Source organism: Erythrobacter sp. S267 (genome assembly GCF_057365045.1).
This window is the reverse complement of record NZ_CP200298.1, coordinates 1,347,440-1,369,834: the sequence shown is the minus strand read 5'-3', so window position 1 is coordinate 1,369,834 and position 22,395 is coordinate 1,347,440. Positions and strand designations below refer to the sequence as shown.

Here is a 22,395-nt window from a genome sequence, read left to right as displayed (position 1 = left end):
ATTTGGAACGTATTATCCTATTAACATAGGTGTAAGTAACGTGTGCTAGGGTCGTCTCCAAGATCACAGCACCATACCCCCAAGGCCCGCAACCATGACCACGAACGTCGACTATTCCTCAAAATTCGCAGCCGATGGCACTGTATTGCGCCACCCTGACCGTCCCGAACCGCGCTATATGCCACTGCGGGCGATCAAGAATTTCCAGCTGCTGATGAAGGACAAGGAAGACACCAGCCTGGTTTTCAAAATCTTCGAATCGCTGCCGTCCAAGAACTTCATGCCGCGGATCGAAAAGCTGATGCTCGCTGAGCGGGGCGAGTTCTTGCGCCGGACCGAGCCGAGCCTGCCGGAAATCCTCGACGACCATGCTGAGCTTCGCAAAACGCCTAAGGGCAGCCTCGCCCATGCCTATTGCGACTTCATGGAAAGCGAAGGCCTGACCGCCGCCGGTCTGGTGGAAGAGGCAGAAAGCCTTGGCCGTCCCAAATACAACGATCTGGTGCAGTGGTTCGCCGACCGCTCGCGCGACACGCATGACCTGTTCCATGTGCTGACTGGCTATGGTCGCGATGCTTTGGGTGAGCAGTGCGTGCTGCTCTTCACCCACGGCCAATCACCGAGCCAAGGGCATTTGCTGATCGGCTATGCCGGCTCTGCCAACATCAAGAAGATGGTGTGGGGCTCCAACGCGCCTGTGATGGGCGCGGTGCGTCAGGCAAAGGCGACAGGCAAGGGCGCCCCGGCCCTGATCGAACAGCCTATCCGCGAGCTACTCAAACAGCCGTTTGACGACGTGCGCCGCGCGCTCAATATCCCCGAGCCGACGCAATATCGTGAGTGCCATCGCATCTGGGCCGAGGAAGGGATCAACCCCTACGACCTGCTTTCGAGCGAGAACACTCCGGGTGAACTGAAAGCCGCCTAACCGCCGCCAAACGGACAAACAAAAGCCGCTAGAGCCAGCTCGCAATCTGGCTCAGCGGCTTTTTCCTTAGTGCGTGGGCGGGAACCGTCGCATCCGCACTGGGCCGACCGACCACCACGATCATCAACGGCTTCTCCCATTCGGGCCGCTCGCACGCCTCGCGCAGGAAACCCATGGGGGAGGGCGTGTGCGTCAGCGTCGCCAGTCCCGCTTCATGCAGGCACGCGATCAGCATTCCGCAGGCGATACCGACGCTTTCATTGACGTAGTAGTTCTGCGTCTTCCCGTCCTCTTCGATCCCGCCTTTACGTTGGGCGAAGACGACGATGAGATAGGGCGCGGTTTCGAGAAACGGCTTGTCCTCGTCCGTGCCCAGATCCTTGAGCGCGCCGAGCCATTCCTCGCTCGCTTTGGGGTTGTCACCGTCCGCTCCATAGAAGCGGCGTTCCTCGGCCTCTGCGGCTTCACGGATGGCGCGTTTCTTTTCTGGAGAGGCGACGACGGCGAAGTGCCAGGGCTGGTGGTTGGCGCCATTGGGGGCGGTTCCAGCAGCCTCAATTGCGGCCTCGATCACTTCGCGCGGGACGGCTTCGTTGGAGAAGTAGCGGCAAGTGCGGCGCTCTTTCAGCCGGTCGCGTAGCGCTTCGGCGCGGGCAATGCTTTCTTGGTCGGGCACTGCTTCAAGCGAATAGGGTACGGTGTCGTGGTCTCTCATGCAGTCCCTATGCTTGCGGAATGGCGCGAAGGGAAGGGGTTGCCCTCACTTGACCTCTTACTGACATCAATATAAGTTGCATTTCATGAACCTAATTTGAGTCGCCCTATATGAGCACGCTGAGAGGAACACGCCATGGCTCTACTTGATCGACCCCTTATTGCGCCGGAGCGCGAAGTTTCTGGCTTTCAGCCGCGCAGGGTGCTGCATCACTTTGGCAAGCTGGTTGAGGACAAGGAAGACACCGAACAGGTCTTCCACATTATCGAAGCGACCAAGGGCAAGACCGCCGTTCGCCAGGCGCATGACTTCATCGCTTCCGCCGATGGCCAGCGTTTCCTGCGCGATGAGGTCGACATTCCCGCCATGCTCGACGACCATGCGCGTTGGCAGGATTGCGCCGAAAACTCGGTCGCAAAGCATTATATGGCTTTCATGAAGCGCGAGGGGCTGAGTGCCGCGGGACTGGTGGCGGAGAGCCATCGCTGGGCTCCGCCCGAAAGCCTGCCGCAAGACCAGACGCAGTGGTATTTTGACCGACTGCGCGACACGCATGATTTGTTCCACGTCCTGACCGGCTATGGCCGCGATGCCTTGGGTGAGACGAGCCTTTTGGGCTTCTCCTACTCGCAGAACCACAATCTTGGCATTCTGTTCATCGCCTATGCGGGCGCGCGGCAGATCAAGAAGGTGACCGGCTCCAGCGCTCCAATCTACGGCGCGGTGCGCGAAGGCCAGCGCAACGGCAAGGCGGCGGCGAAACTGGCGCATATGGATGTCGAAGCGGTGATGCGCTCTGACATTGATGAGGTTCGGGCCGAGCTGAACATCGCCCCGCCGACAATCTACCGCCAGTGCCTCGCTCAGTTGGAGCGGGAAGGGCACTTGACCGACGAGATCGCTCTGAGTGAACCTCAAGCGGCCTGATTAGGCAAAAGTTTCAGCGGGGTCGGAAGCAGCGCTGTTCCTTCGGATGTTCCAGAGTGCAATACCGATAGCGATGGCGGCGAGGCTCGCCGCGACCAGATAGGGCGCGCCGGGGAAATACAGCCCCTCATTGTCCGCGAAAGTGCCGAACGCACTGGTCATGAGCAGCGGGCCGAAGATGCTCGTGATGCTCATCGTGCTGGCGATGGCGCCTTGGAGCTCGCCTTGGGAATCCTCCGCAACGCGGCTGCTCATGATCTGCTGCATTGCGGGGAAAGTCAGCCCGCCCATACATCCGATCAGAATGCCGACGATCATGTATCCGCCCGCCGGCGCAAAGGCGAAGACGAGGTTCGCTGGGAAGGACAGAAAGAAGCCGAGCAGGACTGTCTTTTCTGGCCCGATCTTGGCGATGACTTTGCCCGTTAGCCCTCCCTGGACGATCACCAGCATGATCCCGAACAAGGCAACGCTAAGGCCGATTTCACGCGTGTCCCAGCCAAACACCAGCTCCGTGTGATAGGCCCAGACGGACATATGCGATTGCGCGGCGAGTTGGCTGAAAAAGATCACCGCAAGGAAGCCAAGGACGACGGGATGCTTGCCCATCTGGAGCAGCGTGCCCAGCGGGTTGGCGCGCCCGATGGTGAAGGCGCGGCGGCGTTCGGGCGGGAGGGTTTCTTTGAGGAGGAAATACCCGGCCACAGCGCCTGCGAAGGCGAGGACACCTGCGGCGACAAAGGGCAGCCGCACGTCAATATCGCCCAGCAGCCCTCCGACCGCCGGCCCGATCACGAAACCGCCTGCACCTGCGGCCCCCATGATGCCGAAGAATTTTCCGCGCTCCTCCTTGCTAGCAACATCAGCGATGCAAGAATTGGCCGCCGCCCAGCTTGCTCCCATGATGCCAGAGAGAACCCGGCCTACGAACAGCCAGAATAACGTCGGCGCCCAGGCCATGATCGCATAGTCGATGCTGAGCAGAAAAAGCGTTCCCAGCAATATCGGGCGCCGCCCAAACCGGTCAGAAAGCCCTCCGATAATCGGCGCGAAGGTGAACTGCATCAACGCATAGGCGAACAGCAAGTACCCGCCGATTTCCGCCGTGCGGTCGATGCTCTCGCCAGTCACTTCCTCAAGCAGGCCGGGAAGCACCGGCACGATCAGCCCGATGCCGACCATGTCGATGAACACGATCAGCGCGACGAAGAAGAGCGTTGATTTTTTCGCGGTTTGAGGGGCTTGCGTATTCACGTCACCATGTCTGCATCACGCAGTCGCCATAGTCGACCGCCAAATGCCACAGCGCGCCCGCTCCAAATGCGCGCGCCCACCACCGCGGGATCAGTAGCATGGCGGCAAAGACCAGCGCCGCCTGCCATCCGTGGAGGAGGTGAAAGCCGATGGAACAGCGCTCTGGATCAAAGATCGGGTCAGCGAGCAAGTGGTCGATGTCGATGACATTCGCTGCCAGCAAGACGGCCGCATAGCGCTTCCAGTCGCCGCGCCAGATAGCCCACGCGACTAACACCGGCACCAGCCAATGCCCGCCATAATGCAAAATGGGCTGGAGGAGCTCTATGCGCCCATCCATTCAGCGAAGAAGCTTTCGTGCGCGGCTTTGAGGTCGCTGATGGAGATGCCCAGAAGGCTGTCCCCACCCACGGTTCCGATGCGGTGGAAGCCAACCATCTCAGCCTCTGGGATCTCGGGACCCTCGGCGACGATTGCGTTAAAAGCTTCGATCTTGTCCGGGCTAACCGTGAGAATGTAGCGCGCCTGATCTTCTCCGAACCACCATTGTGCAGCCGTGTAGTCAGCGTTTGCCTCAACCTCAGCGCCGATCCCGCCCGACATCGCCATCTCCGCGAGCGTCACAGCAAGCCCGCCATCGGAGATGTCGTGGACCGCTGAGAGCAACCCTTCGTCGATCAAACGGCGCACGATCTGGCCGGCACCGCGCTCGGCAAACAGGTCGACCGGAGGCGCTCGGCCTTCATCGCGGCCTTTGACCACGTCGAGCCACAGCGATTTGCCCAGATGCGAGCGGGTTGGGTCGGGGCGAGCCCAATGCTCGGGCGCGATCATGTAGATGGCGTCGCCCTCGGCCTTGAAGGCGCTGGTGACCATTTTCGAGGCGTCTTCCATGATCCCGACCCCGCCAATCGCGGGCGTGGGGAGGATCGCGGAGCCGCCGCCGGTCGCCTTGCTCTCATTGTAGAGCGAGACGTTGCCAGAGACGATCGGGAAGTCGAGCGCGCGGCACGCATCGCCCATGCCTTCCAGCGCGTGGACAAACTGGCTCATAATCTCGGGCCGTTGCGGGTTTGCGAAGTTGAGGCAGTTGGTGACAGCCAGAGGTCGCGCGCCCACAGCGCACAGGTTGCGATAGGCCTCTGCGATGGCTTGCTTGCCGCCTTCATACGGGTCGGCGTGGACATAGCGCGGGGTGCAATCGGTGCTGATGGCGAGCGCTTTGTCGGTCCCGTGCACGCGCACAACTGCCGCATCGCCGCCGGTCTGGAGCGTGTCGGCCATGACCTGACTGTCATATTGCTCCGCAATCCACCCGCGCGAGGCTAGGTTGGGGCTGGCGAGCAGCTTTAGGAGATCGGCGCCCGGATTATCGCTATCCGGCGCATCCTTGACCGGGGTGACACCGGCCCACTCGGCATATTCCGCCTTGGTGATGTAGGGGCGGTCGTACTCCGGCGCATCAGCAGCCAAAGGCCCAAGCGGAATGTTGCAAACGACCTCTCCGCCAAACTCGAGCACCATGTGCCGCGTGTCGGTCACTTCGCCGATGACGGCAAAGTCCAGCTCCCACTTCTCGAAGATCGCCGCCGCCATCTCTTCCTTGCCGGGCTTCAGCACCATGAGCATCCGCTCCTGACTCTCGCTCAGCATCATTTCATAAGGCGTCATGCCCTCTTCGCGGCACGGCACTTTGTCCATGTCGAGCCGGATGCCGGCCTTGCCATTGGTGGCCATCTCGACGCTGGAGGAGGTGAGGCCGGCCGCGCCCATATCCTGGATCGCGACTATGGCGTCGGTCGCCATCAGTTCTAGGCAGGCTTCGATCAGCAGCTTCTCGGTGAAGGGGTCACCAACCTGAACGGTGGGGCGCTTTGCCTCGGCGTCTTCCTCAAAGTCGGCGCTCGCCATGGTCGCGCCGTGGATGCCGTCGCGGCCCGTCTTTGAGCCGACATAGACGATCGGGTTTCCGACGCCGGTGGCGGCTGAGTAAAAAATCTTGTCCGCATCCGCGATCCCGACGGTCATCGCGTTCACAAGGATATTGCCATCGTAGGCGGGGTGGAAGTTCGTCTCTCCGCCCACAGTTGGCACGCCGACGCAATTGCCATAGCCGCCGATGCCCGCGACGACGCCTTGCACAAGGTGCTTCATCTTGGGGTGATCGGGGCGGCCAAAGCGCAGCGCGTTCATGTTTGCCACGGGCCGTGCGCCCATGGTGAAGACATCGCGCAGGATACCGCCAACCCCCGTCGCAGCGCCCTGATAAGGTTCGATGTAAGAGGGGTGGTTGTGGCTCTCCATCTTGAAGATCGCCGCCTGAGCGTTCCCGTTCTCGTCAGGGCCAATATCGATCACGCCAGCATTTTCACCAGGGCCGCAAATGACCCAGGGTGCCTCGGTCGGGAGCTTCTTTAGATGCAAGCGCGAGCTTTTGTAGCTGCAATGCTCCGACCACATGACGGAGAAGATGCCCAGCTCGACCAGATTGGGTTCACGGCCAAGGCCCGCCAACACGCGCTCATATTCCTCAGGAGAAAGGCCGTGCTGCTCGACGATTTCAGGAGTGATTTCGCTCATGGGCAAGGGCGTTAGCTGCAAGCGTTTCGCGGTGCCAGTCCTTTGCGCAAGCATCCCCAGAAAGTGCGCGGAAAAATGTGAGGTCTGCTCTTTGGGGCGTTGACTGGCAACCGCTTGATCGCTGTGCTAGCTCTCGTGCTTGTTGGTAAGAATATCAACGCCATGGGGGGGATTTATGAAGTTTCTTGCACCTTTTGCCTTGTTCCTGTCTGCCTTCGTGCTGACCACGCCTGCCACTGCGCAGAACGTCTCTGCGACAAACCCGCAGAGTGTTGTGCGCGCTCTGGAAAATGCGGGCTATTCGGCTGAGCTGGATCTGGAGACAATCGGCGACCCGATGATTATCAGTTCGTCCAATGACGTGCGCTTTGTCATCTTCTTCTTTGGTTGCACCGATGGTCGCAACTGCTCCTCGCTGCAATTCTACTCTGGGTTCGGTGAGCCGCGGAATGGCAGCCTCAAAGCGATGAATGAATGGAACGCAGACAATCGGTATGGCCGGGCCTACATCACGGATTCGGGCGCTGCTCGGGTGGAGATGGACCTGAACCTCGACGATGAAGCCATCAGCGAAGAGCTGTTTACAGACACGCTCAACCTGTGGGTTGCGGTGATGAACCGCTTCTTCAAGTTTGTTTACCCTTAAGCGGACCGCCGATAACCTGGACAAATTGACAAGGGCTGGGCGCGCTGAATTGCGGGCCTGGCCCTAATCGTTGCTGATCCTTGGCTAGCTCGATGCGGCCAAACCGCCGCGCTTCGTAAAATAGCGATTCTTTTCAGTCCAAACCGCGAAGCCAGTGAGGACTGCAAAAGCGACCAGCGCTTGCCCGTAAAGCAGCATGCCTGCCTCAGCCGGATGCGGGGCGAACCAGTTCACCATTTGAAGCGCCATCATCACGCAGATGAGGATGAGCGGAGGGGCAACCGGTCCACGAGAACGCTTGAGGTAGTAGATGAAGGCCATCAAAGTGATGGCGATCTCCAGCGGCATGGCGATCTCTGGGTGGTTCCACAGGCCAAGGCCATAGGCTTTGCCAGAGCCCGACAGCGTCAGGTCAGGCGCGTGCACGACCCAATCGAGCAACCAGTGCGACGCCACGACTAAGGCCGCTAGCAAACCGCCCACAGAATCGCGGAACCACACGGCGACCACAATCCCGAACGCCAATGCCCATGCAGCTGCTCCCAACAAGGAGTGAGTGTAGGGATAGAAGTAGAGATCATACGGGACCATGACGGTTGCGGCCGGATCAATCCGCATCTTCTCAATCCCAGCCATGGCAAAGGCAAAGAAGGCCCAATCAATCAGCTGAGCCGCCACAAAGAACGTGGCTAAGCCTGGTCCCGGACTCATGCCCGGCCTTGCCCGACTTGAAGCGGCAGCCGCAGCGATAAAGGCTGGCGCAAAGTGGCCAATAAACATGTCCGTCCCCTGTTAAGGCGGAGAGATTCTCGCCCCCGAGATCCTCCCAATTGGCCCTATCGTGCAATCCGTAATGCGATGGCCGTCGCCAAAGCGCTTGTCGTCCCTGTAGCAACAGCACCCCATGTGATGTCGAGCAGTGTTACATGCGTTGCCCACACTCGCATGACCGCTTGGCTAGTCAGATCGAAGGTAGCGTAGCAAAGCCCGCCCAACAGCGCGCCATTTATCGCTGCGACTTTGACGCTCTCGCCCTGGATGCCGGGCCGGATGGCAAAGTAGGTCATGCCCAGAAGATAGAGGACGTAGAACGCCGCAGCGGGCGCAACTCTGAAGTCCTCTGCAAGGATTTCTCCGATACTCGGCTCATACAAATTGGGGCCAGCCCAGCTTAGCCAAACCGCGTCCATCGCGCCGAAAATAATGGCGGCACATACGAAGGCCGTGATATATTTTCCCATTAGCTGTGTTCCTTCCTTTGTACTGGCCTTGACCGCGCCGGTGGGTAGCGTCAATGCTCGCTGACATGGACGAGGGAAATCAAGCGGCTGCGCAGGCGCAGTCTATCGACACCATGACTTTTGAGCAGGCACTGGTCGCTCTGGAAGAGATCGTGCAGCAGTTAGAGCGCGGCGATGTCCCGCTCGACCAGTCTATCGAATTGTACGAGCGTGGCGAAAAGCTTCGCGCGGCATGCCAGAAACGGCTCGATTCGGCGCAGGCCCGGATTGAGAAGATCGTTCAGGGCGCAGATGGCTCCCCGACGGGCACCACGCCGCTCGATGGAGGCGCATAGGATGAGCGTCGCTTCGGTCACGGATACGACCCTCAAAGATGCTTTGAAGCGCGTGCAGGGCGAGATTGACTCGGTTTTTGACGCCTTCCTGCCCGTTCCGGGTGACACCAGCGCGCGGTTGGTCGAAGCGATGCGCTACGCCGCGATGGGCGGTGGCAAGCGCGTGCGCCCGCTGCTGTTGGTGAGCACGGCGGAGCTTTACGGCGTCGATCGGACGGCTGCTTTACGCGCCGGTGCGGCGGTGGAGGCGATCCATGTTTACTCGCTGATCCACGATGATCTGCCGTGCATGGACGACGACGATCTACGCCACGGCAAAGCGACTTTGCACAATGTCTATGATGAGGCGACCGCAGTGCTGGCAGGGGATGCTCTGCATGCGCTGGCGTTCGAGATTCTCGCCGATTCCGGCACCAGCGCCGATCCCTTCACTCGCAGTGAGTTGATCGCGACGCTTGGCAAAGCGAGCGGCATGGGCGGAATGGCGGGCGGCCAGATGATGGATATGGTCGCAGATGAGGAGGGGATCACATACGACCTCCACACCATCACGCGGCTTCAGCAACTCAAAACCGGCGCTCTGCTGGCCGCGAGTGTGGAGATGGGCGCAATCCTGGGTAAAGTGCCGCCAGAAGGCCGCACGCATCTACGCGCCTATGCTCGTGATATCGGCCTCGCCTTCCAGATTGCGGATGATCTGCTGGACGTTGAGGGCGACCAGGAACTCGCCGGAAAAGCGCTGCGCAAGGATGAGAGCCAAGGCAAACAAACCTTCGTAACTCTCATGGGCGTCGAACAAGCCCGCGAACAGGCCCGCGCTCTCGTCGATCAGGCCGTGGCGCATCTGGGCAGCCACGGGGCAGAGGCTGATACATTGCGGGCGCTCGCTCGTTTCATCGTAGAGCGCGACCGCTAGAAACGGGGAGGCCGCCATGACACGCCGCGTTGGAATTTATCCTGGAACCTTTGACCCGATCACTCTGGGCCATGCTGATATCATTCGGCGTGGGGCCAAGCTGGTGGATCGGCTGATCATCGGCGTCACCACCAACCCGTCGAAAAACCCCATGTTCTCCACCGAAGAACGTTTCGCGATGGTCGAACGCGAGGTGGAAGCGCTGGGTCTCGACAATGTCGCAGTGGTTGGGTTCAACGCTCTGCTCGTCAAATTCGCGAATGCCCAAGGAGCCAACGTAATCATTCGCGGCCTGCGCGCGGTCGCTGATTTCGAGTATGAGTACCAGATGGCAGGCATGAACCAGCAGCTGGACGAGGAGATTGAGACAATCTTCCTGATGGCGGATGTCTCGCTCCAACCTATCGCCTCCAAACTGGTCAAGGAAATCGCGCTCTATGGCGGCGACATTGCCCCCTTCGTCAGCGCCGAGGTCAAAGACGAGGTCAATGCCCGCGTCGCAGAAATCGGTCGCAAGGGCGATTATTAGGCGGCGGGGCGTTCATGCCGGGTGATGAGGGCCTACTCATTCATTGAAGTGTCAGCCGAGCAGGGCTAAACGCTGGCTCACAATTTCTGGACAAGACAAAGATTTTCTCATGCTGAAACGCACTATCGGTTCCCTTGCAGCTCTTGCATTGCTCTCGCTCCCCGCCGCGACAATCGCGCAGGACGTGGATGAGGCTCTAAAGGATTCGCGCGATGAAGGCGCAGTGGCGGAAGAGGTCGACACGCGGACTTTCCCGCCGGTCTCCTTCGATCAGAGCGAAAAGCCAGAGAATATCTGGGTTCTCGACCTTTCCAACGGTGAACGGATCAAGATCCGGCTGATGGAGGAATGGGCGCCGAAACATGTTGAGCGTATCAAAACGCTGACAGCTGAAGGCTTTTACGACGGCGTGGTGTTCCACCGCGTGATCGACGGCTTTATGGCGCAGGGCGGTGATCCGACCGGCACAGGGCAGGGCGGCTCGCAGCTCCCTGACCTTGCGGAAGAGTTTAATCCGATGCCGCATGTGCGCGGAACGGTTTCGATGGCCCGCGCCACTGATGAAAACAGCGCCAACAGCCAGTTCTTCATCGTCTTCTACCCGCGCTTCAGCTTGGACAAGCGCTACACCAATTTTGGCCGCGTGATTGAGAATATGGGCGCGGTTGACGCGATCGTCCGGGGTGAGCCTCCGCAGAACCCGACGCGCATTCTGCAAGCATCCCTTGCCAGCGACAATCGCCCTCAGCCCGCTGCTGCCTCTGCGCAGCCGGTTGAACAGACGATTACGGCTGACGCGCTGAACGCGCCGCTGCAATAGTCGCAGGCTTAGTTCCGCCAAATGGCGTAAACGCTACAAAACCGCTTTGTCGCATGACCGGAACGCTTTAGGGCGCGCGTCACTATGCGCGTTGACCTGTTTGATTTCGACCTTCCCCAAGACCGGATAGCGCTGCGCCCTGCGCGCCCGCGCGATGCGGCCCGCATGCTGTTCGCGCGCGGCGGGCAGAATGCGAGCGAGCGGGCGCTCGAAGATCGCGGCGTGCTGGACCTGCCGAACCTGCTCAATCCGGGAGATGTGCTGGTCTTCAACGACACTCGCGTCATCCCCGCTCAGCTCGAAGGACGGCGCGCTGGCGGAGAGGCGAAGATCGGCGCGACGCTGCATAAACGCGTTGACCTGCGCCGATGGGATGCCTTCATTCGCAATGCCAAACGGGTCAAAGACGGTGACGAGCTGGTCTTCGGCGGCGGGGTGACTGCCTATGCAGAGAAACGCAACGCTGATGGTTCTATCACGCTGAAGTTTGAAGGGGATGAGCCGGTTGAGGTGCTGCTCGACCGTGCCGGCACCATGCCGCTTCCCCCGTACATCGCGCAGCGCCGCGGCGTGGATGAGCAGGACCAGAGCGACTACCAGACGATGTTCGCCAAAGAAGCGGGCGCGGTGGCAGCTCCCACAGCCAGCCTCCACTTCACAACGCGGCTCGTCTCGGCACTCGACAATGCGGGGATCAAGCGCGAGATGCTGACCCTGCATGTGGGGGCGGGTACGTTTCTGCCGGTCAAAGCGGACGACACCGACGACCACCAAATGCACTCCGAATTTGGCCGCATCAATGCCGGCACAGCTGCGCGGCTCAACGCAGCCAAAGCGGCGGGCAAGCGCGTGATCGCGGTGGGCACGACCTCTCTGCGCCTGCTGGAGAGCGCGGCGGGAGAGGACGGGACAGTCCGGGAATTTGCAGGCGACACCGACATCTTCATCACGCCGGGCTACCAGTTTCGCGTTGTCGACGGCTTGATGACCAACTTCCACCTGCCCAAATCGACGCTGATGATGCTGGTTAGCGCCTTGATGGGGCGGGAGCGGATGATGGAAGTGTACGACCACGCCATCGCCAATGACTACCGCTTCTACTCCTACGGCGATTCCTCGCTGCTCCTGCCCTGAACCTTGCATTCGCTCGCCACTGTGCCAAAGCGCTGGGCGTGAGCGAAGCTATCCTGACAATCGAGGGCCTCTCCAAGGTCTATGCTGGCGGCGTAAAGGCGCTAGACGGCGTCGACCTGTCGATCCGCAAGGGCGAGATTTTCGCGCTGCTCGGTCCGAACGGTGCAGGAAAGACGACGCTGATCGGCGCGGTTTGCGGGCTGGTGCGGCCTAGCGCAGGGACAATCACCGCCTTTGGCTATGATCTGGCGCGCAATTGGCGTCCAGCGCGGGCGCGGATCGGGCTGGTGCCGCAAGAGCTCTCAACCGACATGTTCGAGACAGTGTGGCGCGCGGTCAGCTATTCGCGCGGTCTGTTTGGCCTGGCGCCGGATAAGACGCGGATTGAAGAGATCCTCAAGAACCTCTCTCTGTGGGAGAAGAAGGACAGCCAAATTCGAGAGCTTTCCGGCGGAATGAAGCGCCGAGTACTGATCGCAAAAGCTCTCGCCCACGAACCTGATCTGCTGTTCCTCGATGAGCCGACTGCCGGCGTCGATGTCGAGCTGCGCAAGGGGATGTGGGATCAGATTGCGGCTCTGCGCGAACGGGGCACGACAATCATCCTCACCACGCACTATATCGAAGAGGCCGAGCTGATGGCTGACCGCGTCGGCATCATTCGCGGCGGGCACATCCTGATGGTCGAGGACAAAGACGCGATCATGCAGCGGATGGGCACGACCGAAGCGGTGATTGCTTTGGCCGAGCCGTTGTCCGATCTGCCCGAGACAATCGCAGCGTTTCCAGTGACGCTGAGCGACGATGGCGCAAAGCTCACCTTCCGTGGAGGCAACGGGCAGGGTGAGGGCAGCGAGCAGGTCGCAGCTCTGACTAAGGTTCTGATCGCTGCGGGCATCGACTATCGCAGCATCGACGTGCACGATTCTTCGCTCGAGGACATCTTCGTCGATCTTGTGACCGAGGAGGGCGCACCATGAGCTTCAACTTGCGAGGAGCCTGGTCCATCTACCAACGCGAGCTGATGCGCGCGATGCGCACCGCTTTCCAGTCGATCCTGTCGCCGGTGCTGACCACCTCGCTCTACTTTGTCGTCTTCGGAACGGTGATCGGCGGGCGGATGGAGCCGGTGGACGGTGTCGCATACGGCGCCTTCATCATCCCCGGTCTGCTGATGCTCACCCTGCTGGGGGAGACTACCAGCAATTCCTCTTTCGGCATCTACATGCCGCGCTTTACAGGCACGATTTACGAACTGCTTTCCGCCCCTGTAGGCGTGGCAGAAACGCTGATCGGCTTTGTCGGAGCCGCCGCGACCAAGGGCCTCGTCCTCGCCGCCATCATCCTTGGGACAGCGACGCTGTTTGTCGATTACGAGATCAAGTATCCGCTTGCAGCTATCGGCTATATCATGCTGATTACCGCTAGTTTTTCGCTGTTCGGCTTCATCCTTGGCATATGGGCGGACAGTTTTGAGAAGCTGGGCATCATCCCGCTGCTGTTCCTCACCCCGCTGACCTTTCTGGGTGGCACATTCTACTCGATTGATGAGCTGCCGGGGATCTGGTCGACCGTCGCCTATCTCAACCCCATCGCCTTTCTGGTGAGCGGATTGCGCTGGACGTTCTATGGCACATCGGATGTCTCGATCTGGCTCTCGCTCGGCCTTACACTTTGCTTCCTGACTCTGTGCGTCGGGGTCATCGCCTTCATCTTCAAAACCGGTTGGCGGCTGAGGGAATAGGCCCGTGAGCAAGCGCTTCAAATTCACTCTAAACGCAACCGACGGTAAGGCCCGCACCGGCGTCATCGAGATGCAGCGTGGAGACATCCGCACGCCCGCTTTCATGCCGGTCGGAACGGCAGCGACAGTCAAGGCAATGAAGCCTGAGAGCGTACGTGCAATCGGGGCCGACATCATCCTTGGCAACACCTATCACCTGATGCTGCGTCCGGGAGCAGAGCGGGTTGCGCGGCTCGGCGGATTGCACAATTTCATGCGGTGGGATCGGCCGATCCTTACCGATAGCGGCGGCTATCAGGTGATGAGTTTGTCTGACCTGCGCAAACTGACCGAGGAAGGCGTCGAATTTCGCAGCCATATTGACGGCTCGAAACATATGCTGTCGCCAGAACGCTCGATGGAGATTCAGCGCTTGCTCGGCTCCGATATCGTGATGGCCTTTGACGAATGCCCCCGCGCCGACCGCCCGCGTGACGAGATCGCCGCCTCAATGGAGCTCTCCATGCGCTGGGCCAAGCGCAGCCGCGATGGCTTTGACAGCGGGGAGGAACACGCGGCGCGGTCGGCTCTGTTCGGCATCCAGCAGGGCGCTTTGGACGAAGACCTGCGCCGCGTCAGCGCGCAGAAGCTCACCGATATTGGCTTTGACGGCTATGCGGTCGGAGGTCTGGCCGTGGGTGAGGGGCAAGAGGCGATGTTCGGCGTGCTTGATTACGCGCCCGATATGCTCCCCATGGATCGCCCGCGTTATCTGATGGGGGTTGGCAAGCCGGATGATTTGGTCGGTGCAGTCGAACGCGGGATCGACATGTTCGACTGCGTCCTCCCGACCCGCTCAGGCCGCAACGGACAGGCCTTTACCTGGAACGGGCCGATCAACCTGCGCAATGCAAAGTTTGCCGAGGACACCACGCCCTTGGACGAACACTCCGATTGCTCCGCCTCGCGCGATTATTCCAAGGCCTATCTCCACCACCTTCACAAGAGCGGAGAGATCCTGGGTGCGATGCTGGTGACCGAGCATAATCTCGCCTTCTATCAGCAGCTGATGCAGCGGATGCGCGATGCAATAACGGAAGGACGCTTTGCCGAATTCGCGAGTGATTTCCGCGGGAAATATCTGCGCGGCTGAGCGTTGACACCCCACTCTCCCTTCATAGGATGAGGGGTCGCAGAATAGGGGCTATCCATGAAGTTTTTCGAAGTCGGCCGCCATGGCTTGGGCTACGCTTTGCTTACCACGCTTGCCGGTACTCTGGCATTCAGCGCGCCAGCATCAGCGCAGGATGAGGAAACCGCCGAGGACGTGGCGCTCGCCTTCGGAATTCGCTCTTCCGTACTCAACATAAGCCTTTCGCCATCCGGAAATCGCATCGCATGGATCGCACCGGGCCCTAACCACACCGAGATCGTTCAGGTTTTCGATCTGGAGACCACAGCCGATATCCAGACAATCGCTTCCAACACGGAAATCTCAGCCGATATCTCCGGCTGTGATTGGGCGACCGATGATCGTCTCGTGTGCCGTGTCTATGGCGTTCTGGAGACGCCGGACGGTGTTCTTGTCAACTACACACGGATGTTCGCGGTCGACCATGATGGCGAGAACATGGATTCCATTACACAGCGCCAGCCGCGCGCTTTTGGGTTCAACCAGTTTGGAGGGAGCATCGTTGCACTGGATGTAGCGGGCGATCCCGGCAAAATCCTCATCACCCGCAATACAGTCGCAGAGGACACTTTCATGACCCGCATTGCGCCGGACAATGAAGGGCTGAGCGTCGACCGGTTGAATGTGGAGAATATGCGCCGCCGAACCGAAGTGCGCGCCGATGACGGGGCAGGGCGCTATATCGCTGACGAGAACGGAGCGGTCCGGATCAAGATCCGCAATCTGTCGGATGGACGCGGAAGGCTGACTGGACAGCGCGTAATTATGACGCGGCCTGCTGAAGGCGGCGAATGGGACACGCTGGGTGATGTGACGCTCGATGGAGAGCTAATCTCTGATTTTGATCCGGTCACCGTCAATGCGGACCGCAATTCGCTCTACGCCTATTACACAGTCAACGGCTATCGCGCCGTGATCGAGGTCATGCTGGGTCAAGCGGGGCAGACCAAGCAAGCTCAGATTGTTGCGAGCCGCGATGATGTCGACGTTGCGCGCCTCATCCGCATCGGGCGCCAACGCCGCGTGGTGGGGGTCAGCTATGCGATGGAGAAGCTAGAAGTTGAGTATTTCGATGAGGAGCTTTCAAAGCTTGTGCGCGGCATTGCGCGAGCTTTGCCTGATCGATCGCTCATCCGATTTGCAGGGGCAAGTGCAGATGAGAACCGATTGCTGATTACCGCCTCTTCCGACACGCAGGCAGGCACGGTCTATCTTTATGACAAGCAAGCGAGCCAGTTGGAGCCGCTGCTGGAGATGCGCGATTACCTGCTGGGGCGCGAGATGGGGCCCATGACCCCCATCACTTACCCGGCCGCCGATGGCACTCAGATCCCCGCTTACCTGACGCTACCGCCGGGAAGCGAAGGCAAAAACCTGCCCGCCATCGTGCTGCCCCATGGCGGACCAGCAGCGCGTGATGTGTGGGGTTTTGATTGGTTGGTGCAGTTCTTCGTGGCGCGCGGCTATGCGGTGCTCCAGCCCAATTATCGCGGCTCATCGGGCTATGGTGAGGCCTGGTTTGGCCGCAATGGCTATCAAGCTTGGGATGTAGCTATTGGCGATGTCGCGGATGCAGGGCGTTGGTTGGTGGCAGAGGGCATTGCCAACCCAGACCAGATGGCCATCGCAGGCTGGTCCTATGGCGGCTATGCCGCGTTGCAGAGCCAAGTGGTGGACCCTGATCTGTTCAAGGCTGTCGTGGCCATCGCGCCTGTGACGGATCTGGAATATCTGCGCACGACCGCGCGCAACTACACCAATTTCCGTTTCCGAGATGAGCAATTGGGCAGAGGGCCCCACATCGCCGCAGGCAGCCCGCGCCGCCATGCTGAGCGGTTTCAGGCGCCCGTCGCTTTGTTCCACGGGACGCGCGATCTCAATGTCAATGTGCGTCATTCTCAGGATATGGCAGATGCTTTGGAAGATGCCGGTAAGTCTGTGTCTTACATGGAGTTTGACGATCTTGAGCACAGCCTGGATGACAGCAAAGCGCGCTCTGAAATGCTTGCCGAGATTGACCGCTTCCTGAATGAAGCGCTGGGACGCTGATTTCTGTCGGGAAAGTCTCGACAAAGTGCGGTTCACAGGCCAAGGGCTGTCTCGCGATGACTGATATTCCGGCTAAAGCTCCCGAAGACTGTGAGAGCATGGTTGATGTCCGAAAGGGCGTTGATGCGACCGACCGCGCTTTGATGGAGCTGCTCGCGACCCGCTTCGGCTATATGCGCGCCGCTGCTCGCATCAAAGGCACCAGAGAGGCTGTGCGCGACGAAGAGCGCAAGGCCGCCGTCATCAATGCCGCCGTAGCTGATGCGGAGGCTCGCGGTCTGCCGGGCGATGTGATCGCTGACATGTGGGAGCGTTTGGTCGAAGGCTCCATCGCCTACGAATTCGTCGAGTGGGACCGGATCAGGGATTAATCCGAGGGGTTTAGGAATCGCTCCAACCGCAACTCCTTCTTTGCCGGTTCTGCCTGCCTGATTGACCGGGCAAGTCCAGCGACCTTGCCTTCCCACTTGGCCGCGTTCTTTTCAGCACCGCCGAATTTGACTTGGCCCAGCGGCAAGATCCTCACCGGCTTGAAGCCGCAAAATTGCAGAACCTGCTTTTTCCAGCGATGGACCACGGCATTGCCATGCGCGAGCCAATGGAACCATGGCGGAGTGTCCATCGTGATGATGGCATCGGCTGAGCGTCCGGCCATGTTCTTGTCCCACCACGTGTCGTTCTCGTGATAGGCAAAGGTGAAGCCGGGCAGAAAGAGGCGGTCTAGCAGGCCTTTGAGTTCCGCTGGCTCCGCACCCCACCACATCGGGAAGGCGAAGACGACATGATCGCATGCGTCGAGTTTCTCGGCCATCATGCCAATGTCGGGTTCCCAGTCAGTGCGCTTGCGGTAGCCGTGGCGCAGGTGCGGGGTAAATTCGAGGTCACGCAGCGCGATGCGGTTTACAGTGGTCTCCGTTGGCAGAGCTCGCTCATAAACGTCGAGCAAGTGGCTGACATAGCGGCCTTCATCCGGGTGCCCGTCGACAATCAGAACATTCATGCAGGTGATCCCTCTTCGTATGCCGAGAGAGGTGCCTGAAGTGGCCACAAAAGAAAAGGGCGGCCCCGCAGGACCGCCCCATTCTTGTTGCGTATGCTCGGCGCGAATTAGCGCGAGTAGAACTCGACCACGAGGTTCGGTTCCATCGTGACCGGGTAGGGCACTTCGTCGAGCTTGGGCACGCGGGTGAATTGCACCTTATCGTTGCCATCAGGCGAAACGTAGTCGGGAATCTCACGCTCTGGCAGGCTCTGCGCTTCGATGACGAGAGCCATTTCCTTGGCCTTTGAGCCCAGGCTGATGACATCGCCGACATCGCAGCGACGCGATGCGATGTTGCACTTCACGCCGTTCACATAAATGTGGCCGTGCGAAACGATCTGACGCGCGGCGAAGATCGTCGGAGCGAACTTGGCGCGGTACACGATCATGTCGAGACGACGCTCAAGCAGGCCGATCAGGTTCTGACCGGTGTCGCCCTTAAGCTTCGTGGCGTCTTTGTAGGTCGAACGGAACTGCTTCTCAGTCACGTCGCCATAGTAGCCTTTCAGCTTCTGCTTGGCGCGCAGCTGCAGACCGAAGTCCGACATCTTGCTCTTGCGGCGCTGACCATGCTGGCCGGGGCCGTATTGACGCTTGTTGACCGGAGAATTGGGACGACCCCAGATGTTTTCACCCATCCGGCGGTCGAGTTTGTACTTGGCGCTCTTGCGCTTCGACATAAGTCTTGTCCTTCAAATTTGCTTCGCCCACCCCAGCGGTGAGCCTTTAACCCGGTTTCGCACCACCGAGCCGTTATGCTCGATGCGGTTACCGCTTCACCGGGATGCGGAACCAACTTTCGAAGGCGCGCCATTAGCTGGCGTGCTCGCGCGCGTCAAGTTGCAGATGATACCGTTTTTAGCGGCGGTTGTTGAACTCACGCCATTCTTCGCGCGTCAGGCACACGCGGGTTGCGCGGCGGCTCGACATGTCGGTGCGGATACGGCGGCAAATGCGCTCTTCCTCTTCCGGTTCTTCAGCGGCTTCCGGTGCAGGCGAGGGCTCTGGTGCAGGCGAGGGCTCTGGCGCAGGAGCGGGTGCTTCCGGGGCCGCGTTTGCTTGAACGGGAGCTTCAGAAGCGGCTGCTTCGGGTGCGGGCGCAGGCTGCGCTTCAGAGGCAGCAGCTTCGTCCTGAGCCTTTTCATCAGCCATGGCCGGAGCGACGAGGACGGGAACGGCCAGCACAAGAGAGGCGGCCAACGCAGCGCGCGAGAGAGCAAGGTTCATCAATAATCTCACTGGTTTCGGGGAGAGGGAGCGGCAAGAGCTAACGTGCACCTATACCCTTGTCCAGTAGGTGTTATCTGTCGCCGCGCTCTGGCCGCTCAAGCGTGCTCAAGATGCCACGCAAGGTGCGCACTTCCAGGTGATTCCACCCCGGTTTGGTCAGGACAGAGCGCAAGGTGCGCGCAGTAGCCTCGCGGCGGCTTTCAGGCAGGAAATAGCCTCGCGGGTCGAGCAATTTTTCGAAGTGCGCAATCAGACCCTCAAGCTCATCCTGTGGGGCAGGGGGGAGGAGCTCGTCCTCGGCTGTGGGCTGGACGAGGCTCGTGGTGTCCTCCTCCAATTCGCGCCCGATCCGCGACCATTCATAGGCGCAAAGGATCACCGCCTGAGCGAGGTTGAGCGAGCCAAACTCCGGATTGATCGGAACGGTCAGAATATGGCGGGCGAGCGCGACGTCCTCGGTCGCCAATCCCGAAGCCTCGCGCCCGAACAAGATTGCATGGCGGCCCGGCTCTGAGTGGATCAGACGGGCCGCACCATCGGCTCCGACAACCGGCTTTGTCACGCCGCGTTTGCGCACCGTAGTGGCATAGACATGCTCGCAGTCGGCGACCGCTTCTGCGGTGGTCTCGTAGACCTTGGCCTCATCCAACACCCTATCCGCACCCGCCGCTGAAGGGCCGGCGGTGGGATTGGGCCAACCATCGCGAGGGTTCACAATGCGCATCTCGGTCAGTCCGAAATTGAGCATCGCGCGCGCCGCTTTGCCGATATTCTCGCCGAGCTGTGGGCGGACTAGGACAATGATTGGCCTGTTTGGGATGGGCTTGTTGGACATCAGTCCTTCGCCGCTTCCTGAACGGTGCTGGCGAATTCCTCAAAGTCGCGCGCTTCCGAGAAGTCTCGGTAGACGCTGGCAAAGCGGATGTATGCGACCGAATCGATCTGTTTCAGCCCGTCCATCACCATCTCTCCGATCCGGGCGGAGGGCACTTCCGCCTCCCCGGAGGTTTCGAGCTGGCGCTGAATGCCGGAGATCAGTTGGTCGATCCGCTCCTGCGACACATCACGCTTGCGGCAGGCAAGGGAAAGCGAGCGTTCAAGCTTTGACCGGTCAAAGGGTTCGCGCCGTTCCTCGCCTTTGTCGCCAGCCTTGACGACGACGACTTCGCGAAGTTGGACACGCTCAAAAGTGGTGAAGCGCGCTCCACACGAATTGCACTGACGCCGCCGCCGGATCGAGGTGTTATCCTCGGTCGGGCGGCTGTCTTTCACCTGCGTGTCTTCATGGGCGCAATAGGGGCAGCGCATGGGTTAAAGCGCTATCACTCGCCGGGATAAACTGGGAAGTCAGCACAGAGTTTGGCGACTTCGCCGCGCACTTGCTCTTCGATTTGAGCGTCACCTTCAGGGCCGTTTTTGGAGAGGCCATCGACGACGCGCGCGATCAGCTCGCCCACTTTGCGGAATTCCATCGGGCCAAAGCCGCGGGTCGTGCCCGCTGGCGTGCCCAGACGGATGCCGCTGGTGACGAAGGGCGAGCGCGTGTCGAACGGGATGCCGTTCTTGTTGCAGGTGAGCCAAGCACGGTCGAGACCAGCCTCTGCCGCCTTGCCGGTCACGTCCTTCGCAGTGAGGTCAACCAGCATCGAGTGGTTGTCCGTGCCGCCTGAGACGATGCGCAGACCGTTCTCTTCCAGGCTTGCTGCCAGCGCGCGGGCGTTCTCGACAATCGCATGGGCGTAGGTCTTGAATTCCGGCGTCAGCGCTTCCTTGAAGGCCACTGCCTTGGCCGCGACGACATGCATCAGCGGGCCACCTTGCAGGCCGGGGAAGACCGCCATGTTCAGCGGCTTGGTGAACTTCTCGTCATTCCACAGGATGATGCCCGAGCGCGGGCCGCGCAAGGATTTGTGCGTCGTCGAAGTTACGATGTCGCAATGCGGGAAGGGTGAGGGGTGCGCGCCGCCCGCGACGAGGCCCGAAATATGGCTCATATCGCACAGCAGGATCGCGCCCACTTCATCTGCAATCGCGCGGAAAGCTGCAAAGTCCCAGGTGCGTGAATAAGCGGTGCCGCCGCAAATGATGATCTTAGGCTTATGCTCGCGCGCGGTCGCGGCGACCGCCTCCATGTCGATCCGCTCATCACCCTCAGTCACGCCATAGCTGACAGGGTTGAACCACTTGCCGCTCATATTGACGGGCGATCCGTGGGTGAGGTGACCGCCGGAGTTCAGGTCGAGGCCCATGAACGTGTCGCCCGGCTGCAGCAGAGCGAGGAACACGGCCTGGTTCATCTGCGAACCCGAGTTGGGCTGTACATTGGCAAAGTTGCATCCGAACAGCTGTTTGGCACGCTCAATCGCCAGCGTTTCGACGACATCAGCATAGTCGCAGCCGCCGTAATAGCGCTTGCCCGGATAGCCCTCTGCATATTTGTTGGTGAAGACGCTGCCGGTGGCTTCTAGCACTGCTTTGGACGCAATGTTCTCTGATGCAATGAGTTCGATCTTGTCCTGCTGGCGCTTCAGCTCCTTGCCGATGGCCGCCGCCACTTCGGGGTCGGCGGTGGCAAGGTCGTCGTGCCAGAATCCATCCATCGGGTTCGAAATATCGCTTGGGTTCGTGCTCATTGGTGCGTCTCGATGTGGTCGTTGATGATGGGCGGAGTGCCCAGTTTGGCTACGCGGCGTTGGTGGCGGCCCGTGGGATCACCCGCATCCGCGAATTCGGTGTTGAGGAAAGTAGCTACGCAAGACTTCGCCATTTCGATGCCGGTCAGCCGCGCGCCCAGCGCGATGCAATTCGCATCATTGTGTTCACGGGCGAGGGCGGCGGAGAGCGGCTCTGACACCAAAGCGCAGCGCACAGCTGGATGGCGATTGACGCTGATTGAGATGCCGATCCCGCTGCCGCACAGGGCAATGCCGTATTCAGCCGTCCCATCGGAGACCACTTCGGCCAGTTTGTATCCGTAATCGGGATAGTCAACGCTCTCCCCGGCTTGCGGGCCGAGATCGGCGACTTCGTGACCCTCGCTCATCAACCATTCGGCGAGTTCTGCCTTCAGGTCGGTGGCGGCGTGATCGGAGGCTATGGCAATACGCATGCGGGCTACATAGTCGTGGGCGACG

The 22,395-nt window shown here is 60.3% G+C and carries 26 protein-coding genes; 13 read left to right on the top strand and 13 right to left on the bottom strand.

What is annotated here, in order from left to right; all coding sequences use genetic code 11:
- Nucleotides 1-94 precede the first annotated feature (94 nt).
- Complete coding sequence (locus tag AC0V6X_RS06415) at nucleotides 95-928, top strand: Coq4 family protein (protein WP_486183758.1); 834 nt, start codon at nucleotides 95-97, stop codon at nucleotides 926-928.
- A gap of 28 nt (nucleotides 929-956) precedes the next feature.
- Here the strand turns inward: AC0V6X_RS06415 and AC0V6X_RS06410 are convergent, their stop codons facing one another.
- On the bottom strand, nucleotides 957-1,643 hold the full coding sequence (locus tag AC0V6X_RS06410) for a nitroreductase family protein (RefSeq protein ID WP_486183757.1): 687 nt from the start codon (nucleotides 1,641-1,643) through the stop codon (nucleotides 957-959).
- Between the two features lie 135 nt (nucleotides 1,644-1,778).
- Here AC0V6X_RS06410 and AC0V6X_RS06405 point away from each other — a divergent pair, with 135 nt between their 5' ends.
- Nucleotides 1,779-2,570 (top strand): Coq4 family protein, encoded by a 792-nt coding sequence (locus AC0V6X_RS06405; protein ID WP_486183756.1) that lies wholly within the window; start codon nucleotides 1,779-1,781, stop codon nucleotides 2,568-2,570.
- Here the strand turns inward: AC0V6X_RS06405 and AC0V6X_RS06400 are convergent, their stop codons facing one another.
- Genes AC0V6X_RS06400 through purL form a run of 3 tightly spaced genes read right to left on the bottom strand, consistent with a single transcriptional unit; the run spans nucleotide 2,571 to nucleotide 6,404 of the window.
- Entirely contained in the window at nucleotides 2,571-3,824 is a 1,254-nt protein-coding gene (locus AC0V6X_RS06400; protein ID WP_486183755.1) for a TCR/Tet family MFS transporter, read from the bottom strand. It abuts the gene before it with no gap.
- A gap of 1 nt (nucleotide 3,825) precedes the next feature.
- Nucleotides 3,826-4,164 (bottom strand): DUF6122 family protein, encoded by a 339-nt coding sequence (locus AC0V6X_RS06395; RefSeq protein ID WP_486183754.1) that lies wholly within the window; start codon nucleotides 4,162-4,164, stop codon nucleotides 3,826-3,828.
- Nucleotides 4,149-6,404 (bottom strand): phosphoribosylformylglycinamidine synthase subunit PurL, encoded by a 2,256-nt coding sequence (gene purL / locus AC0V6X_RS06390; protein ID WP_486183753.1) that lies wholly within the window; start codon nucleotides 6,402-6,404, stop codon nucleotides 4,149-4,151. The genes AC0V6X_RS06395 and purL overlap by 16 nt, the downstream gene beginning before the upstream one ends.
- Before the next feature lie 175 nt (nucleotides 6,405-6,579).
- Between purL and AC0V6X_RS06385 the strand changes: the two genes are divergently transcribed.
- Nucleotides 6,580-7,050, top strand: a complete 471-nt coding sequence (locus AC0V6X_RS06385) for a YbjN domain-containing protein (protein ID WP_486183752.1) — start codon at nucleotides 6,580-6,582, stop codon at nucleotides 7,048-7,050.
- Between the two features lie 84 nt (nucleotides 7,051-7,134).
- Here AC0V6X_RS06385 and AC0V6X_RS06380 read toward each other — a convergent pair whose 3' ends face one another.
- Nucleotides 7,135-7,761: a hypothetical protein gene (locus AC0V6X_RS06380; RefSeq protein WP_486183751.1), complete on the bottom strand. Its 627-nt coding sequence runs from the start codon at nucleotides 7,759-7,761 to the stop codon at nucleotides 7,135-7,137.
- A 125-nt stretch (nucleotides 7,762-7,886) separates the two neighbouring features.
- The gene (locus tag AC0V6X_RS06375) at nucleotides 7,887-8,291 is read right to left on the bottom strand and encodes a DUF2177 family protein (RefSeq protein ID WP_486183750.1); all 405 of its coding nucleotides are present in this window, start codon (nucleotides 8,289-8,291) and stop codon (nucleotides 7,887-7,889) included.
- A 65-nt stretch (nucleotides 8,292-8,356) separates the two neighbouring features.
- On the opposite strand from AC0V6X_RS06375, the gene AC0V6X_RS06370 reads away from it, so the two are divergent.
- The 10 genes from AC0V6X_RS06370 to AC0V6X_RS06325 all read left to right on the top strand — a co-directional run bounded on the left by AC0V6X_RS06370 (nucleotide 8,357) and on the right by AC0V6X_RS06325 (nucleotide 17,360).
- Entirely contained in the window at nucleotides 8,357-8,626 is a 270-nt protein-coding gene (locus AC0V6X_RS06370; protein ID WP_486183749.1) for an exodeoxyribonuclease VII small subunit, read from the top strand.
- A 1-nt stretch (nucleotide 8,627) separates the two neighbouring features.
- Nucleotides 8,628-9,542: a polyprenyl synthetase family protein gene (locus AC0V6X_RS06365; protein ID WP_486183748.1), complete on the top strand. Its 915-nt coding sequence runs from the start codon at nucleotides 8,628-8,630 to the stop codon at nucleotides 9,540-9,542.
- Between the two features lie 16 nt (nucleotides 9,543-9,558).
- On the top strand, nucleotides 9,559-10,071 hold the full coding sequence (gene coaD / locus AC0V6X_RS06360; RefSeq protein ID WP_486183747.1) for a pantetheine-phosphate adenylyltransferase: 513 nt from the start codon (nucleotides 9,559-9,561) through the stop codon (nucleotides 10,069-10,071).
- 109 nt (nucleotides 10,072-10,180) lie between these two features.
- Nucleotides 10,181-10,891 carry a peptidylprolyl isomerase gene (locus AC0V6X_RS06355; RefSeq protein ID WP_486183746.1) on the top strand — a complete coding sequence of 237 codons (711 nt, stop codon included), beginning with the start codon at nucleotides 10,181-10,183 and terminating at the stop codon, nucleotides 10,889-10,891.
- Nucleotides 10,892-10,975: 84 nt separating this feature from the next.
- A complete protein-coding gene (gene queA / locus AC0V6X_RS06350) occupies nucleotides 10,976-12,025 on the top strand; it encodes a tRNA preQ1(34) S-adenosylmethionine ribosyltransferase-isomerase QueA (protein WP_486183745.1) in 1,050 nt (349 codons plus the stop codon).
- Between the two features lie 38 nt (nucleotides 12,026-12,063).
- Nucleotides 12,064-13,005: an ABC transporter ATP-binding protein gene (locus AC0V6X_RS06345; protein ID WP_486183744.1), complete on the top strand. Its 942-nt coding sequence runs from the start codon at nucleotides 12,064-12,066 to the stop codon at nucleotides 13,003-13,005.
- Nucleotides 13,002-13,769 carry an ABC transporter permease gene (locus tag AC0V6X_RS06340; RefSeq protein WP_486183743.1) on the top strand — a complete coding sequence of 256 codons (768 nt, stop codon included), beginning with the start codon at nucleotides 13,002-13,004 and terminating at the stop codon, nucleotides 13,767-13,769. The genes AC0V6X_RS06345 and AC0V6X_RS06340 overlap by 4 nt, the downstream gene beginning before the upstream one ends.
- Nucleotides 13,770-13,773: 4 nt before the next feature.
- Entirely contained in the window at nucleotides 13,774-14,901 is a 1,128-nt protein-coding gene (gene tgt, locus AC0V6X_RS06335; RefSeq protein ID WP_486183742.1) for a tRNA guanosine(34) transglycosylase Tgt, read from the top strand.
- A gap of 57 nt (nucleotides 14,902-14,958) precedes the next feature.
- Complete coding sequence (locus AC0V6X_RS06330) at nucleotides 14,959-16,989, top strand: alpha/beta hydrolase family protein (protein ID WP_486183741.1); 2,031 nt, start codon at nucleotides 14,959-14,961, stop codon at nucleotides 16,987-16,989.
- A 56-nt stretch (nucleotides 16,990-17,045) separates the two neighbouring features.
- On the top strand, nucleotides 17,046-17,360 hold the full coding sequence (locus AC0V6X_RS06325) for a chorismate mutase (protein WP_486183740.1): 315 nt from the start codon (nucleotides 17,046-17,048) through the stop codon (nucleotides 17,358-17,360).
- Here AC0V6X_RS06325 and AC0V6X_RS06320 read toward each other — a convergent pair.
- From AC0V6X_RS06320 to rpiB, 7 genes are all read right to left on the bottom strand, one after another.
- The gene (locus AC0V6X_RS06320) at nucleotides 17,357-17,989 is read right to left on the bottom strand and encodes an NAD(P)H-dependent oxidoreductase (protein WP_486183739.1); all 633 of its coding nucleotides are present in this window, start codon (nucleotides 17,987-17,989) and stop codon (nucleotides 17,357-17,359) included. The two genes, AC0V6X_RS06325 and AC0V6X_RS06320, sit on opposite strands and share 4 nt — an antisense overlap.
- Before the next feature lie 107 nt (nucleotides 17,990-18,096).
- Complete coding sequence (gene rpsD, locus AC0V6X_RS06315) at nucleotides 18,097-18,711, bottom strand: 30S ribosomal protein S4 (protein ID WP_486183738.1); 615 nt, start codon at nucleotides 18,709-18,711, stop codon at nucleotides 18,097-18,099.
- A 178-nt stretch (nucleotides 18,712-18,889) separates the two neighbouring features.
- Nucleotides 18,890-19,258 carry a hypothetical protein gene (locus tag AC0V6X_RS06310; RefSeq protein ID WP_486183737.1) on the bottom strand — a complete coding sequence of 123 codons (369 nt, stop codon included), beginning with the start codon at nucleotides 19,256-19,258 and terminating at the stop codon, nucleotides 18,890-18,892.
- Between the two features lie 73 nt (nucleotides 19,259-19,331).
- Nucleotides 19,332-20,096: an RNA methyltransferase gene (locus AC0V6X_RS06305; protein WP_486183736.1), complete on the bottom strand. Its 765-nt coding sequence runs from the start codon at nucleotides 20,094-20,096 to the stop codon at nucleotides 19,332-19,334.
- Nucleotides 20,096-20,569 (bottom strand): transcriptional regulator NrdR, encoded by a 474-nt coding sequence (gene nrdR, locus AC0V6X_RS06300; protein ID WP_486183735.1) that lies wholly within the window; start codon nucleotides 20,567-20,569, stop codon nucleotides 20,096-20,098. The genes AC0V6X_RS06305 and nrdR overlap by 1 nt, the downstream gene beginning before the upstream one ends.
- Nucleotides 20,570-20,583: 14 nt before the next feature.
- Nucleotides 20,584-21,894 carry a serine hydroxymethyltransferase gene (gene glyA, locus AC0V6X_RS06295; RefSeq protein WP_486183734.1) on the bottom strand — a complete coding sequence of 437 codons (1,311 nt, stop codon included), beginning with the start codon at nucleotides 21,892-21,894 and terminating at the stop codon, nucleotides 20,584-20,586.
- Nucleotides 21,891-22,370, bottom strand: a complete 480-nt coding sequence (rpiB, locus tag AC0V6X_RS06290; RefSeq protein WP_486183733.1) for a ribose 5-phosphate isomerase B — start codon at nucleotides 22,368-22,370, stop codon at nucleotides 21,891-21,893. Before rpiB ends, glyA begins: the two co-directional genes overlap by 4 nt.
- Nucleotides 22,371-22,395 lie beyond the last annotated feature (25 nt).